The following is a 13,367-nucleotide window of genomic DNA, read 5'->3' as shown; positions in this document are numbered from 1 at the left end:
GGCTGTGGCTACTGTGAGGCGGTGACGGGGTACGCGGCGATCCTGCTCGCCGGTGGCGCGGCCCGGCGCATGGGCGGGGTGGACAAGCCGGCCCGGGCAGTAGGCGGCCGGCCGATGCTGCACCGGGTGCTGGACGCGGTGGCCGACGCGGACCAGCGGATCGTGGTCGGCTCGTCCGGCCCGCTGCCCAGGGGAGTCCGGGCGGCCCGGGAAGAGCCGCCCGGGGGCGGTCCGGTGGCCGCTACGGCAGCCGGGTTGGCGTTGCTCGACCCCGGTACGACGACAGTCGCAGTGCTCGCCGCCGACCTGCCGCTGCTCACCACCGCAGCGGTGGCCGAGCTGCGACGCGCGCTCGCCGCCTGTCACTCCCGCGACGACCCGCCGCCCGCGCTCGACGCCGCAGCCGCCGGGCCGGAAGACGCACCTGCCACCGCCGGGCCGGAAGACGCACCTGCCACCGCCGGGCCGGAAGACGCACCTGCCACCGCCAGGTCGGAAGACGCACCTGCCGCCGTCGGGCCGGAAGACGCGCCCGCCGCCTGGCGGGAGACGCTGGACGGTCGGTCCGCCGCGCTCGCCTGCTACGTGGACGGGAACGGCCGCCGCCAGCACCTGTGCGCCCTCTGGCAGGTACCGGCCCTGCGGTCCGCCCTCGACCGGCTCGCCGCGACGCGGGGCGGCTCGCTCGACGGCGCGCCGGTACGCGGGCTGCTGGCCGACGTCGCCGTACGCGAGGTGTCCTGGTCCGGCTCGGGGCCGCCGCCGTGGTTCGACTGCGACACTGACGAGGACGTACGCCGGGCGGAGGAGTGGACGAGATGACGGTGCTGGACGACTGGGTCACGGCGGTTTGCGCCGAACTGGACCTGGACCCGGCGGGGGTGCCCGTGCCGACAGTGCTCGACGTGGCCCGGGACGTGGCCCACCAGGTGGTCCGGCCGGGAGCGCCGGTCACCGCGTACCTGCTGGGGCTGGCGGTGGGGCGCGGCGCGGACCCGGCCGCGGCGGCCGAGCGGCTCAGTGCGCTGGCCGGTTCCTGGCCGGTGGACCTGGGTGGTTCCACGCCTGAGGATTAGCGCCTCGCGCGGGATTCGGTCCCCTTCGCGCCTGGGTAGGGTGGCGGGAACGGACGGAGGCGATCATGACGGCAGACCACCCCTCGGAGCCGGTCGACGAGCCTGCCGGCGGCGCGCCGGAGCACCACGCCACCGGCGCCACGTCGGCGCATCAGGCCACCGGCGGCGCGCCGGAGCACCACGAGTCGATCCTGCTCGACGAGCCGACCACCGCTGATCTGCGGGCCAAGGTCACCGAGGCCTGGCGGGAGTTCGCCCGGGCACTCGCCGACCGGCTGCGCGGGCTGCCCTCCGGCGGGCACCTGGAGGTCACGCTCGACCCGACCGCCTCGGGCACCGGCGACGCCGTCTACTCGGTGAGCGTGGACGCGGGCGAGGCGGGCCGTCTCTCGGCCCGCGCGGTCGGAAACGCCACGCTGCCGCAGGGCTACCGGCTGGACCGGGCCGCGGTGGCCGACATGGTGGCGCTCGGCTGGTCGCCGCCGGGTGTGGTGCCGGGTTCCGGGGAGCAGTTCGGGCTGGACTGCGGCACCGACGAGGCGACCCGGCTGGCCGCCGTGCTGTCCCGGACGCTGCGGGACGTCTACGGCGCCCCGCATCCGGCCTTCCTCGTCTACCTGGTGCACGACGCCGAGGGCGAGGCGCTTCCCGTGGAGCCGCTCGGTACCGCGCGCAGCGAGTTCGGCCCGGACCGCGACGTCGAGGCCGACCTGGACGAGGCGCTGGCCGCGGCGGCGGCCGCCCAGTCCGGCGAGAACGACGTGCTGGCCCTGGAGGAGCGGGTCCGGACCGTCGTGTCGACAATGCTGAAGTCCGCGTCCGACCAGCTTCAGGTCGACTCCGACGGTGACATCAACATCCGGGCCGGCTCGGCCATGGTCTTCGTGCGGGTGCGCGACAACCCGCCGCTCGTGGACGTCTTCTCGCCGGTGCTGACCGAGGTCGAGCCGACCGAGCGTCTCTACGTGAAGCTCTCGGAGCTGACCAACCGGATGCCGATCGGCCGGCTCTACTGCGCCGACGACACGGTGTGGGCCTCGATCCCGGTGTTCGGCCGCAACTTCCAGCCCACCCATCTGATGCTCGCGGTGCAGGTGATGACCGGTCTCGCCGACGAGCTGGACGACCGCCTGCACGGCGAGTTCGGCGGCAAGCGCTTCTTCGGCGAGGGCGACAAGCCGGCCCGGGCCGAGGAGCACCGCACCGGCATGTACCTCTGAACGCTGCTCAGCGTACGTCGAGCAGGGTCTTGCCCAGGGTTTCCCGGGCCCCGATCGCGGCGTGCGCGGCGGCGGCCCGTTCCAGCGGGAAGCGCTGCCCGATCAGCGGCCGCAGCCGCCCGGCCGCGCCCTCGGCGAGTGCCGCCTCGGTGAGGGCGCGCAGCTCGTCCGGGCCGGGCCGGGGGCTCAGCAGCGTCACCCCGCGTGCGGCTGCCGACTCGGCCGGGATGTCCGCCCAGGTGCCGCCGGCCAGCCCGAAGCTGAGCATCCGTCCGCCGGGGTCCAGCAGGTCGAACGCCTCCCGGGCGAGCGGCCCGCCGACGCCGTCGAACACCACGTCGACGGCGCCCACGGCGTCCCGGACCCGGTCGGTCCAGCCCGCCTGCCGGTAGTCGACCACGACGTCGAGCCCGGCGGCACGGAGCACGGCCACCTTGCGGGAGCCGCCGACGGCGGCCACCACCGTGGCGCCGGCCCGTGCGGCGAGTTGGACCAGCAGCGATCCGACCCCGCCGGCCGCCGCCTCCGCCAGGACGCGGTCGCCGCGCCGCAGCCCGGCCGCCCGCGCCAGCATCAGGGCGGTGCGGCCGTCGGCCATCAGCGCCACCGCCGCGTCCAGCGGCAACCCCGGGGGTACGGGGACAGGCGCACCCTGGTCGACGACGACGCGCTCGGCGTACCCGCCGGTGCCGCCGGTGGCGGTGACCACGACGCGGCCGGCGAGCGCCGGGTCGACGCCCGGTCCCAGCGCGGTGATCGTGCCGCCGACCCCGTTACCGGGGATCACCGGCAGTTCGGTGCCGAACGGCCCGAAGCCGCTGGCCCGGAACATCGTCTCGACGAACGTGATGTTCGCGTGTGCCACGTCGACGAGCACCTGGCCCGGTCCGGGTGACGGGTCGGGCGCCGTCCCCGGCACGAGCACCTCCGGTCCGCCGAACTCCCGCAGCCACACCGCACGCATACCGCCCCCTCGCTTCAGGCCGGTCACCAGTGCACGACATGAAGCGAGGTTGAGGTCAAGGCGTGGACGGTCCGACGCCGGGGGACTCGACCAGCCGGGAGAGCACGATGGTGCTGCGGGACGAGGTGACGAACGATTCGGCGCGCAGCCGTTCCAGCGCCTCCTCCAGGTGGGAGATGTCCGCGGCGCGCAGGTGCACGAGCGCGTCCGCCTCGCCGGAGACCGTGTACGCGCCGACCACCTCGGGGTGCCGGCGGGCGGCGGCGCCGATCTGCGCCGGCGTGGTCCGGCCCGCGCAGAACAGCTCGACGAACGCCTCGGTGGTCCAGCCGACCGCGGCCGGGTCGACGACGGCGGTGAATCCCCGGATCACCCCGGCGGATCGGAGGCGGTCGACGCGTCGCTTGACGGCGGGGGCGGAGAGTGACACCCGGCTGCCGATCTCCGCGTACGAGGCGCGAGCATCCGCGACGAGTAACGCAATGATTCGCTGGTCAACCGCGTCTATCTGCAACGTTCTGCTCCTGGGAAGCAATGCTTGTGGCTGTTACCAAAGTTGTACCGTACCTACTCTTGGTGACCGTGAACCAGCAGCGAGTCTCGCGAAAGCGGACATATCTCATGTGCTCGCCCGAGCACTTCACGGTCGAGTACGCGATCAACCCGTGGATGGACGTGACCACGCCGGTCGACGCCGACCTGGCGGTCAAGCAGTGGGACCGGCTGCGCGAGACGCTCGTCGGGCTGGGCCACGAGGTGCACCTGCTCACCCCCGAGGCGGGTCTGCCGGACATGGTCTACGCGGCCAACGGTGCCTTCGTGGTCGACGGCAGCGTCTACGGGGCCCGGTTCAAGCACGAGCAGCGGTCCGCCGAGGCCGCCGCGCACCGGGCGTTCTACGAGCAGCAGGGCTGGCGGTTCATCGCGCCGAGCGAGACGAACGAGGGTGAGGGCGACTTCGCGTACCTGCCGGAGGCGCACGGCGGCCTGATCCTGGCCGGGTACGGCTTCCGGACGGAGCCGGCCGCGCACGCCGAGGCGCAGGAGGCGCTCGGGCGGCCGGTGGTCTCGCTGCACCTGGTCGACCCGCGCTTCTACCACCTGGACGTCGCGCTGGCCTCGATCGACGACGAGAACGTCGTCTACTACCCGGGGGCCTTCTCGGCCGCGAGCCAGAAGGTGCTGGCCCAGCTGTTCCCGGACGCGATCGTCGCGGACGACGAGGACGCGCTGGCGTTCGGCCTGAACCTGGTCAGCGACGGGCTCAACGTGGTGCTGAACAACGAGGCGATCCGGCTCGCCGGCAAGCTGAAGGCGGCCGGCTACCACCCGGTCCCGGTGGAGCTGGCCGAGCTGAAGAAGGGCGGTGGCAGCGTGAAGTGCTGCATCGCCGAGCTGCGGCACTGAGCCAAGACTCGACGCCACGCCACGCCTCGGCGCGAAGGGCGGCCTCCCGAGGGGGAGACCGCCCTTCGCGTGTGTACGAGGGCTTTGTCAGCCCAGCGTCGCCAGCTCGTTGATCACGACGTTGGAGAGCAGCCGGCCGTCGGTCTGCACCCGGCGCAGGTACCACTTCTGCTGCGGGGTACGGGTCTGGTTGAACTGCCAGGTGCCGCGCGGGCTGTCCACCTGGCCGACCTTGCCGAGCGCCAGGTTGACCTGCTGCGGCGAGGGGTTCGACCCGGCCAGCCGGATCGCCTTGTCCAGCACCAGCGCGGCGTCGTAGGAGGCCATCGCGTACGTGGTGGGCGCCGAGTTGAACGTCTTCCGGTACGCGGAGGCAAAGATCCGGTTCGCGGTGTTGTTGAGGTCGGCCGAGTAGTTGAGCGCGGTCTCGATGCCGTACGTCTGGATCAGCTTGCGCTCGCGGCCCTTCTCCCCGTCGTCGAGCTGGTCGAGCGCGGTGCCCTCGGTGAGGAAACCGGGGGCGTAGATCGGTCCCCGGTAGCCCTGGGCGTAGAGCTGCTTGACGAACTGCACGGCCTGCGCGCCGGAGTAGTGGCAGAAGACCGCGTCCGGGTTGCGCCCGAGCGCCTTGCGGATCGGCCCGGAGTAGAGCGACCGGGAGGGGTTGGGGTCGTCGTCGGTGAAGATCGGATCCTCGGTGAGCCGGCGGCCCCGCTCGTACGCGCGCCGCAGCCCTTCGATGACGTCCTGGCTGCCCGGGCCGCGGGTGCCGAAGATGGCGATCCGGCTCGACGCGTCCAGCTTCTGGCGCAGGTACTCGCCGAGCGCCTCACCGGGCTCGGTCAGCACGTACGACGTGCGCCAGATGTAGACGACGCCCTGGAGCGTCGACGGGGAGGCGTTGGAGCCCAGCAGGGGCACCCGGGCCTCCTCGACCGCGTCCTTGATGCCGGTCATCACGGTGGGGCTGACCACGCCGGTGAGCGCGAGCACGCCCTCGGAGAGCAGCCGGTCGACGGCGGCCTTTCCGGTGGCGGCGGTGTCGCCCTCCTCGGCGGTCACGACCGTGACCGGGTGACCGGCGATCTGCTGGCCGCGCATGCTGAGGAAGAGCTGGAAGCCGTTGGTGATCTCGTCACCGATGGCCTTGTTCGCCCCGCTGCCGGGCACGATCAGCCCGACTTTGATCGGGCTGCCGGATCCGGCCTCGTCCCCGGTGTCGTCCCCGGATCCGCAACCCGCCGCCAGTCCGGTGGTACCCAGCGCGGCCAGCAGTTGCAGCGCCCGCCTGCGGTTCATCTGTGCCACCGAATTTCCTTCCCGACGGGGCGGCCATGGTGCACACCCCTTCGGCGTTCTACCTGGTCGACGACGCTGCGTCAATGCCCGGAAGATCATCGTGAAGCGACCGCAACGCCTCCACCACCTGGGGCCATGCGGTGGAGCCCGGTGCGATCAGCCCGAAATGCTCGCATTCGGGCAGCTCAACGAGCGTGGCGGAGCCTCCGGCGGCCCGGTCTGCCGCCACCCAGGATCGGCTGATCGCGATCGGGACCTGGACATCTTGATCACCGTGGATGACTACTGTGCGTGTTCGGATGGGCACCAATGCCGATGGATCCGCTGCGGCGTACCGGTCCGGCACGTCGTCCGGGCCGCCGCCGAGCAGCGCGGCCACCGCACCCTCGTCCAGGTCCAGCCGGTACGCCTGCGCGAGGTCGGCCACCGGCGCCAGCGCGAGCACCCCGCCGACCGTCTCCGGGGCGTGCGCGGCCACGTACAGGGCCAGGTGCCCGCCTGCGGAGTGACCGACCAGGATCGGCGGCACGGGCGCCACCCGGCCGGGCAGCGCGGCGGCTGCGAGTTCCGGCAGCGCGGCGATCCCGGCGCGGACGTCGGTCAGCGTGTGCGGCCAGCCTCCGCCCGGCCGGCCGGTCCGCCGGTACTCGATCTGCGCGACCGGGTGGCCGAGCGCGGCCAGCGCCGCCGCCATCGGGCCGGTGTGGGCCCTGTCGTACTCCGCCCGCCAGAAGCCGCCGTGCACCACGACCACCAGCGGCCGGGGCGGCCCGTCACCGGCCGGGAGGCGCAGGTCGGCGCACTGGTCCGGGTGGTCGCCGTAGGAGACCGTGGCATCCGGGGGCGGGGACGGGCGGGTCAGCACCTCGCGCGGGTCGGAGAGCATGCGGCGACCGTAGCGTCCCCCGGACCGGCCGCGTGCACATGGTCGGCGTGGGTAAAGATGGGTGCCATGACCGAAGCGCACTCCGCCGGACACGACGACGAACAGGGCAACGATGGCATCCCCGGCACCGTGGTGGTGGTCGGGCCGGACGGCCGCCCGGTCGGCACGGTGCAGACCGACGAGGGCAAGGGCGAGGACCCGACCCGTCTGGTCGAGCAGCCGGCCAAGGTGATGCGGATCGGCAGCATGATCAAGCAGCTGCTGGAGGAGGTGAAGGCGGCGCCGCTCGACGACGCGAGCCGGCACCGGATGCGGGAGATCCACGAGCGCTCGATCGTCGAGTTGAAGGAGGGCCTCGCCCCCGAGTTGCGCGAGGAGCTGGAGCGGATCTCGCTGCCGTTCACCGAGCAGCAGGCGCCGAGCGAGAGCGAGCTGCGGATCGCGCACGCCCAGCTGGTGGGCTGGCTCGAAGGGCTGTTCCACGGCATCCAGGCCGCGCTGGTGGCCCAGCAGATGGCCGCCCGCGTCCAGCTGGAGCAGATGCGTTCCGGCCGCCAGGCGCTGCCCAGCGGCCCGGGCGGCGTGATGCCGGGCATGCCCGGGATGCCCGGCGGCGGCGAGGGCCACGCGCCCGGCCAGTACCTGTGACCCGTCGGCCGGGGCGTGTCACGCGCCCCGGCCGGTCAGTCCAGCTCGAAGACCTTCTCCAGGTACGCGGCCACGCCGTCCTCGGTGTTCGGCCCGGTGACCTCGTGGGCGATCTCCCGTACGGCCGGATGGGCGTTGGCGACGGCCACCGCCCGTCCGGCCCAGGCCAGCATCGGCACGTCGTTGGGCATGTCGCCGAAGGCCACCACGTCCCGCTCGTCGACGCCCAGCCGCTCCGCGTACCAGGCCAGGCCCGCCGCCTTCGTCACACCGGCGGCCGAGATCTCGATCAGCCCGCTGTACGACGAGTGGGTCGCCTCGGCCAGCCCCTCCAGGGCGCCCGCCACCACCCGCACGAAGACGTCCGGATCCTGCTCACCGGCCCGGGCCAGCAACTTCACCGCGGGCGCGGCCAGCAGTTCCTCCGGCGACTCGACGGCCCGGATGGCGTCGAGGTCGGCGTCCCAGCGCAGCGGGTAGTGCACCTCGTGCCGCATCTGGCGGCTGTCCACGATCTCCACGGCGAGGCTCACGCCGGGCACCTCGGCGCGCAGCCTCCGGGCCACCTCGGCCAGCAGTTCCGGGGCGAGCGGGTCGGCCCGCAGCACCTGGTCGGTGGCCGGGTCGTACACCACCGCACCGTTGGCGCAGATGGCCGGCAGCGGCGCGGCGAGCTGCTCGTACACCATCGGGAGCCAGCGGATCGGACGGCCGGTGACCAGGACCACCGGGGTGCCGGCGGCGGCGATGCGGGCCAGCACCGCGGCGGTACGCGGGCTGAGCGTCCGGTCGTCGCGCAGCAGCGTGCCGTCGATGTCGGAGGCGACGAGCCGAGGTGGATCTTCCATCACCGGGAGAGTAGCCGGTCCAGGTAGACCGCGACCCCGTCGTCGTCGTTGCGCAGGGTGATCTCGTCCGCCGCGGCGCGCACCTCCGGGTGGGCGTTCGCCACAGCCACCCGTGCCCATCCCGCCCAGTCGAACATCGGCAGGTCGTTCGGCTGGTCGCCGAAGACCAGCACGTCGGCCGGGTCCACACCGAGCCGCTCGGCGATGACGCTGAGCCCGCTGGCCTTGTCGGTGCGGGGCGGGCAGATCTCGATGAAGCCGAGCCCGGCCTGGGTGAGCGTGGCCACGTCCGGCGGCACGATCGCCCGCGCGGCCGTCAGCAGCTCGTCCACGTGGTGGTCGGCGGTCCGGGCGAACGCCTTGATCACGTCGCAGGACAGGCACTCGACCCGGCTGCGCGCCTCGAACCGGTCCGGGTAGGGCCAGCTCGGGTGGTAGTCGCCCCACAGCGGCGCGTCGTGCTCGTCCGACGCCTCGACCATCACGGTGAGCGGGCCGACCGCCGCCTCCAGGTCGGTGAGGATGCGGGCCAGCACCTCGCCGGGCAGCCGCTCGTCCCGCAACACCAGGGGCCCTTCCGGGTCGCTCTGGTCCACCACCCGGCCGCCGCCGGCCATCACCAGGAAGTCGGCGGCCCGGATGTCGTTACGGGTGAGTTCGGTCAGGCGCGGCCCCCGGCCGGTCGCGCCGACCACCGGGATCCCGGCGGACCGCACCCGGTCCAGCACCCGATGGGTGTACGCGGAGACGGTCTCGTCGCTGCGGACGAGCGTGCCGTCGAGGTCGGTGGCGATCAGCTTGGGCAGTCCCGGGCGGGTCATGGTTCCTCCTTCGCCCGCCGCCGTCACGCCGGCCGACCAGGTCCTCGGTGCCGCGACCATGGGACGGCGGGCAGCAACCGTATCTCGCGGAACGGGCGGCAACCACGGCTTTCCGGCGAATCGGCGGCGAAGCTCCGGTGGCCGCCGGAGGCGCTGCCGGACCTGGTTCAGTACGCCCGTTCGGGGCCCGCGAACGGCACCGTGGGCTGCACCGTCAGGTCCGCCGGGGCCGGGGGCACCTCGTCCTCGTCCGCCCGGCGGCGGCGCTCGGGCCGGTCGTCGTCCGGCTCCCCGTCGGTGGGCGTCCCGCCGGCCGCCCGGCCGGCCAGGTGCAGCGCGGCCGCCAGCAGTGCGACAGCGACGAATGCGCTGACCAGGCCGCGTCCGTGCTCGACCTGAAGGCGCTGCTCGCCGACGAAGAACAGGATGCGCCGGGCCAGCTGTTCGAGGGAGGAGGCGGTCGCGACGAGCACCCCGAGCACGCCCGCCGCGAGACCCAGCCCGGCCAGCCGGGCGTGCTGCCGCACCGCCGGGGCGCCGCGCAGCGCCAGCCCCACCGCGACCGCCAGCCCGAGCAGGCCCACCAGGTACGCCGTACCGAACCCGCCGATCTCGGAGATGCCGCTGGTCAGCCGGGCGGGTGCGTCGTCGCCCCGGGTCTCGGCCGGCACCGTGATCGCCAGCCACTCGCCGATCAGCGAGGCGATCGCGGCCACCGCGCCGAGCCCGGTGAGCACGGGCGGCAGACGGCGGTCCCGGCCCAGCGCGGCGAGCGAGCGCGCAGCCCGGCCGGACGACTCCGGCTCGGTGTCGCCCCACTCGACGATCGTGGTGTCGTCGGACCTGTTGTCCTGCATGGGGATTCGCTTGTCCTGCCGGGGAACGGGGAGATCCTGCGACATGGCCACCCTTCCCGTGCGCGGGCCTGCGTCGAATCATGGCACAGCCCGCTTCCGCCGGCCGGGATCGCGACCCCGGGGTCCGGTGCGGGGCGGCCCGCTTTCGGTTAGCGTCGGTGCCATGCCTATCCGTACCGCATCCGCTCGCTGGCAGGGCAACCTCACCGAGGGGTCCGGCACCGTCCGCACCGGCAAGGGCGGCCTGTCCGGCAACTACTCCTTCAAGTCGCGCTTCGAGGAGGGCGAGGGCACCAACCCCGAGGAGCTGATCGGCGCCGCGCACGCCGGCTGCTTCTCGATGGCTCTCTCCAAGCAGCTCGCCGACGCCGGCGCCCAGGAGACGGCGGTGGAGACCACCGCCAAGGTGCACTTCGACAAGACCGACGCCGGCATGACCGTGACCCGCATCGACCTGGAGACCGTGGGCCAGGTTCCGGGCATCGACCAGGCCGAGTTCACCAAGCTCGCCGAGGCGGCCAAGGAGAACTGCCCGATCTCCCGGCTGCTGTCGCCGGGCGCGCAGATCACGCTGAACGCCCGTCTGGCCTGACATCGCGTACGGCACGGCGGGGGTGTCCTGCGGGACGCCCTCGCCGTGCGGTGTGCCCGATCCGGAGGGAGTGACCGGGCCGCGTGGCCGTGGAGATGAGCCGGGACCGGTTCGAGGAACTGGTCGGTGAGGCGCTCGACGAGGTGCCCGAGGAACTGCTCGGGTTGATGAGCAACGTGGTCATCCTGGTGGAGGACGACCCGCCGCCGGGTGAGGACCTGCTCGGCCTGTACGAGGGGCACGCGCTCACCTCTCGCGGCTGGGACTACTCCGGCGTGCTGCCCGACCGCATCCTGATCTACCGCAACCCGATCCTGGCGATCTGCGACACCGACGACGACGTCGTCGACGAGGTGGCGGTGACAGTGGTGCACGAGATCGCCCACCACTTCGGCATCGACGACGAGCGCCTGCACGCCCTGGGCTGGGGCTGACCGGCCTCCGGCGCGTCCCCGCCCGGCTGATTCCGGCGGTTGCGCCGGTCCCCTAACCTGCGGGTCAGGCAGATCCTGATGCAGGAGGAAAACCCATGCGCAGCGCGCTGTTCTCCGCGGAGAACCTTGAGAAGGAGTCCCAGCAGCCCGGCATGCGGTTGCAGAACTCCAAGATGCTGAAGATCGAGCTGAACGGCGAGGCGATGGCCCGGGTCGGGTCGATGGTCGCCTACCAGGGGCAGGTGCAGTTCCAGGCCCTCGGTTCCGGCGGCATCGGCAAGTTCATCAAGCAGCGGCTCACCGGTGAGGGAGTGCCGCTGATGAAGCTCTCCGGCCGCGGCGACGTCTTCCTCGCCGACTTCGCCAAGGACGTGCACGTCATCGACCTGGAGCCGGGCGACGCGCTGTCCATCAACGGCTCCAGCGTGCTGGCGTTCGACTCGACGCTCCAGTACGACATCAAGATGGTCGGCGGCGCCGGTTTCGCGTCCTCGTCCGGCCTGTTCAACTGCGTCTTCACCGGCCACGGCCGGATCGCCGTCACCACCAAGGGCACCCCGGTGGTGCTCAACGTGGACGCGCCGACGTACGTCGACCCGCAGGCGGCGGTCTGCTGGTCGGCGAACCTCCAGACCGGCTACCACCGCGCCGAGCAGCTCGGCCTGGGCACGTTGCTCGGCCGCAGCACCGGTGAGGCGTTCACGATGAGCTTCGCCGGTCAGGGCTTCGTCGTGGTCCAGCCCTCGGAGGAACCTCCGGTGGCCGGCAGCGGCTCCCAGCAGCAGGGCGGCGTGCTCGGCGGCCTGCTTCAGTGACGGCCGGTGCCCGGGGCGTCCGCCGAGGTCGCCCCGGGCCGGTCAGCTCAGCTCGCCGGCCCGCAGCCGGGACACCCAGGCCGCCGCGTCGGCGTAGTCGGCGTCGGTGAGCCCGGCCGGCACCGGCGTCTGCTGGTCACCCGCCGCCGTGCTCCAGCGGTGCCGGGGGTACGACCCCAGGAACCGCACGTCGGCGCAGACCCGGCGCAGCCCCTGCAACGCCTCGCCGAGGCGTACGTCGGCGACGTGTCCGGCGCAGTCCAGGAAGAACACGTAGCGGCCGAGCGCCTCGCCGGTCGGGCGGGACTCGATCCGGGTCATGTTCACGCCGCGCACCGCCAGCTCCATCAGCACCGCCAGCAGCGCACCCACCCGGTCGTGCGCGAGGCACACCGCGAGCGAGGTCAGGTCGTCGCCGGTGGGCGGCGGGGGCGGACCGGGGCGGGACACCAGCGCGAAGCGGGTGACCGCGTCCGGGTGGTCGGCGATCTTGTCAGCCAGCACCGCCAGCCGGTGCCGGGTCGCGCCGATCGGGGCGCAGATGGCGGCGTCGTACTCGCCGCTCGCCGCACCGGCCGCCGCGGCGCCGTTGGAGAGCACGTCGACCACTGTGGCGTCGGGCAGGTGCTCCCGCAGCCACCCCCGGCACTGGGTGGACGCCTGCGGGTGGGCCGCGACGGAGCGGACGTCGGACAGCGTGGTGCCGGTGCGGGCGGCCAGCACGAACTCCACCGGCAGTACCACCTCGCGGGTGATCACCAGCGGGTCGCCCTCGACCAGTTCGTCGAGCGTCACCCCGACCGCGCCGCCGATGGAGTTCTCCAGCGGCACCAGCGCCGCGTCCGCCTCCCCGGCGCGTACCGCGTCGAGCGCCTCGCCGACGCTGCGGGCGGGTGTGCGGTCCCCGCGCTCGGCGGCGGGCACCGTTCGCAGGGCCTGCTCGGCGAAGGTGCCCTCGGGGCCCAGGTAGACGAAGCGGGTCGGCGGTGTTCCCGGCATGCCGACCAGCCTACGCACCCGGCGTGCCGTCGCAGGCCAGGGTACGGATGCCGGCCGGCGCCACGGTCCGTACCTCGACGCCGCACACGTCCGTGCCGGCGGTGACGAGGCGCGGCGTGCCGCTCTCGCCGCGCGTGACCACCTGCAACTCCTCGTGCCCGGTGACCGTCAGCACGGTGTACTGCCAGCCCTCGGCGCAGAGCGGACCGGTCGCCACGGTGACCCGGACGTCGCGGGGCAGTACGCCGGCGGATCCGCGCAGCAGCGCGACGATCCGGTCGCCGGAGGGCCGCCCCCGGCAGGGCGCCGCGGACGCCGGTACGGACGGGGAGAGCGTGGGCGGGAGGACGGGCGTCGGTGGGGCCGATGTCGCGCTCGGGCTGGGCGTGGCGGACGCCGACGGGACCGGGACGGGCGTGGCGGCGGCGGGTGGCGCACGCAGCTCGGGCGGGGTGCCGCAGGCGGCGAGGGCGAGCAGCGTCAGCAGCGCCAGCGGACGGT

The 13,367-nt window shown here is 73.5% G+C and carries 17 protein-coding genes; 8 read left to right on the top strand and 9 right to left on the bottom strand.

Translation table 11 applies throughout. The features are described 5' to 3' along the window. The first annotated feature begins 21 nt into the window (after nucleotides 1-21). The 3 genes from ABD52_RS32520 to ABD52_RS32510 all read left to right on the top strand — a co-directional run bounded on the left by ABD52_RS32520 (nucleotide 22) and on the right by ABD52_RS32510 (nucleotide 2,296). The gene (locus ABD52_RS32520) at nucleotides 22-822 is read left to right on the top strand and encodes a molybdenum cofactor guanylyltransferase (RefSeq protein ID WP_053065523.1); all 801 of its coding nucleotides are present in this window, start codon (nucleotides 22-24) and stop codon (nucleotides 820-822) included. Next, nucleotides 819-1,076 (top strand): DUF6457 domain-containing protein, encoded by a 258-nt coding sequence (locus tag ABD52_RS32515; protein WP_013289326.1) that lies wholly within the window; start codon nucleotides 819-821, stop codon nucleotides 1,074-1,076. Before ABD52_RS32520 ends, ABD52_RS32515 begins: the two co-directional genes overlap by 4 nt. A gap of 65 nt (nucleotides 1,077-1,141) precedes the next feature. Beyond that, nucleotides 1,142-2,296: a hypothetical protein gene (locus tag ABD52_RS32510; RefSeq protein ID WP_030272695.1), complete on the top strand. Its 1,155-nt coding sequence runs from the start codon at nucleotides 1,142-1,144 to the stop codon at nucleotides 2,294-2,296. Between the two features lie 7 nt (nucleotides 2,297-2,303). Here the strand turns inward: ABD52_RS32510 and ABD52_RS32505 are convergent, their stop codons facing one another. Both ABD52_RS32505 and ABD52_RS32500 read right to left on the bottom strand, forming a co-directional pair. After that, nucleotides 2,304-3,260, bottom strand: a complete 957-nt coding sequence (locus ABD52_RS32505; RefSeq protein WP_047894253.1) for a zinc-binding dehydrogenase — start codon at nucleotides 3,258-3,260, stop codon at nucleotides 2,304-2,306. A gap of 55 nt (nucleotides 3,261-3,315) precedes the next feature. Next, entirely contained in the window at nucleotides 3,316-3,774 is a 459-nt protein-coding gene (locus ABD52_RS32500; protein WP_047894252.1) for an Lrp/AsnC family transcriptional regulator, read from the bottom strand. Nucleotides 3,775-3,833: 59 nt separating this feature from the next. On the opposite strand from ABD52_RS32500, the gene ddaH reads away from it, so the two are divergent. Next, nucleotides 3,834-4,667: a dimethylargininase gene (ddaH, locus tag ABD52_RS32495; protein ID WP_013289322.1), complete on the top strand. Its 834-nt coding sequence runs from the start codon at nucleotides 3,834-3,836 to the stop codon at nucleotides 4,665-4,667. 87 nt (nucleotides 4,668-4,754) lie between these two features. Here the strand turns inward: ddaH and ABD52_RS32490 are convergent, their stop codons facing one another. Next, a complete protein-coding gene (locus ABD52_RS32490; protein ID WP_047894251.1) occupies nucleotides 4,755-5,975 on the bottom strand; it encodes an ABC transporter substrate-binding protein in 1,221 nt (406 codons plus the stop codon). Between the two features lie 49 nt (nucleotides 5,976-6,024). Then, on the bottom strand, nucleotides 6,025-6,852 hold the full coding sequence (locus tag ABD52_RS32485; RefSeq protein WP_047894250.1) for a S9 family peptidase: 828 nt from the start codon (nucleotides 6,850-6,852) through the stop codon (nucleotides 6,025-6,027). 57 nt (nucleotides 6,853-6,909) lie between these two features. Between ABD52_RS32485 and ABD52_RS32480 the strand changes: the two genes are divergently transcribed. After that, on the top strand, nucleotides 6,910-7,500 hold the full coding sequence (locus ABD52_RS32480; protein ID WP_013289319.1) for a bacterial proteasome activator family protein: 591 nt from the start codon (nucleotides 6,910-6,912) through the stop codon (nucleotides 7,498-7,500). A gap of 35 nt (nucleotides 7,501-7,535) precedes the next feature. Here the strand turns inward: ABD52_RS32480 and ABD52_RS32475 are convergent, their stop codons facing one another. From ABD52_RS32475 to ABD52_RS32465, 3 genes are all read right to left on the bottom strand, one after another. After that, nucleotides 7,536-8,348, bottom strand: coding sequence for an HAD family hydrolase (locus ABD52_RS32475; protein WP_013289318.1), 813 nt, complete (start codon nucleotides 8,346-8,348; stop codon nucleotides 7,536-7,538). Beyond that, nucleotides 8,348-9,169: an HAD family hydrolase gene (locus ABD52_RS32470; RefSeq protein ID WP_013289317.1), complete on the bottom strand. Its 822-nt coding sequence runs from the start codon at nucleotides 9,167-9,169 to the stop codon at nucleotides 8,348-8,350. The genes ABD52_RS32475 and ABD52_RS32470 overlap by 1 nt, the downstream gene beginning before the upstream one ends. Nucleotides 9,170-9,336: 167 nt before the next feature. Beyond that, nucleotides 9,337-10,071, bottom strand: a complete 735-nt coding sequence (locus tag ABD52_RS32465) for a hypothetical protein (protein WP_047894249.1) — start codon at nucleotides 10,069-10,071, stop codon at nucleotides 9,337-9,339. A 118-nt stretch (nucleotides 10,072-10,189) separates the two neighbouring features. Here ABD52_RS32465 and ABD52_RS32460 point away from each other — a divergent pair, with 118 nt between their 5' ends. From ABD52_RS32460 to ABD52_RS32450, 3 genes are all read left to right on the top strand, one after another. Then, a complete protein-coding gene (locus ABD52_RS32460) occupies nucleotides 10,190-10,618 on the top strand; it encodes an OsmC family protein (RefSeq protein ID WP_013289315.1) in 429 nt (142 codons plus the stop codon). A gap of 89 nt (nucleotides 10,619-10,707) precedes the next feature. Beyond that, nucleotides 10,708-11,052: a metallopeptidase family protein gene (locus tag ABD52_RS32455; protein ID WP_026268384.1), complete on the top strand. Its 345-nt coding sequence runs from the start codon at nucleotides 10,708-10,710 to the stop codon at nucleotides 11,050-11,052. 95 nt (nucleotides 11,053-11,147) lie between these two features. Next, entirely contained in the window at nucleotides 11,148-11,867 is a 720-nt protein-coding gene (locus ABD52_RS32450; RefSeq protein ID WP_013289313.1) for an AIM24 family protein, read from the top strand. A gap of 42 nt (nucleotides 11,868-11,909) precedes the next feature. On the opposite strand, the gene pheA is transcribed toward ABD52_RS32450, so the two are convergent. Beyond that, a complete protein-coding gene (pheA, locus tag ABD52_RS32445; protein ID WP_013289312.1) occupies nucleotides 11,910-12,866 on the bottom strand; it encodes a prephenate dehydratase in 957 nt (318 codons plus the stop codon). Nucleotides 12,867-12,876: 10 nt separating this feature from the next. After that, nucleotides 12,877-13,367, bottom strand: a 491-nt coding sequence (locus ABD52_RS32440) for a hypothetical protein (RefSeq protein ID WP_047894248.1), incomplete at its 5' end; no start/stop codon positions are given.

Origin of the sequence: Micromonospora sp. RV43 (assembly GCF_001029515.1) — a bacterium.
GTDB lineage: Bacteria > Actinomycetota > Actinomycetes > Mycobacteriales > Micromonosporaceae > Micromonospora > Micromonospora aurantiaca.
Note: the sequence above shows the minus strand (reverse complement) of the source record. Positions and strands in the feature narration are given on the sequence as shown.

What these genes read in the sequence shown, in the direction of transcription:
- ABD52_RS32515 (WP_013289326.1), top strand. Translation starts at nt 819, where the DNA reads ATGACGGTGCTGGACGACTGGGTCACGGCGGTTTGCGCCGAACTGGAC.
- ABD52_RS32510 (WP_030272695.1), top strand. Translation starts at nt 1,142, where the DNA reads ATGACGGCAGACCACCCCTCGGAGCCGGTCGACGAGCCTGCCGGCGGC.
- ABD52_RS32505 (WP_047894253.1), bottom strand. Translation starts at nt 3,260, where the DNA reads ATGCGTGCGGTGTGGCTGCGGGAGTTCGGCGGACCGGAGGTGCTCGTG.
- ABD52_RS32485 (WP_047894250.1), bottom strand. Translation starts at nt 6,852, where the DNA reads ATGCTCTCCGACCCGCGCGAGGTGCTGACCCGCCCGTCCCCGCCCCCG.
- ABD52_RS32480 (WP_013289319.1), top strand. Translation starts at nt 6,910, where the DNA reads ATGGGTGCCATGACCGAAGCGCACTCCGCCGGACACGACGACGAACAG.
- ABD52_RS32475 (WP_013289318.1), bottom strand. Translation starts at nt 8,348, where the DNA reads ATGGAAGATCCACCTCGGCTCGTCGCCTCCGACATCGACGGCACGCTG.
- ABD52_RS32470 (WP_013289317.1), bottom strand. Translation starts at nt 9,169, where the DNA reads ATGACCCGCCCGGGACTGCCCAAGCTGATCGCCACCGACCTCGACGGC.
- ABD52_RS32465 (WP_047894249.1), bottom strand. Translation starts at nt 10,071, where the DNA reads ATGTCGCAGGATCTCCCCGTTCCCCGGCAGGACAAGCGAATCCCCATG.
- ABD52_RS32460 (WP_013289315.1), top strand. Translation starts at nt 10,190, where the DNA reads ATGCCTATCCGTACCGCATCCGCTCGCTGGCAGGGCAACCTCACCGAG.
- ABD52_RS32450 (WP_013289313.1), top strand. Translation starts at nt 11,148, where the DNA reads ATGCGCAGCGCGCTGTTCTCCGCGGAGAACCTTGAGAAGGAGTCCCAG.
- pheA (WP_013289312.1), bottom strand. Translation starts at nt 12,866, where the DNA reads ATGCCGGGAACACCGCCGACCCGCTTCGTCTACCTGGGCCCCGAGGGC.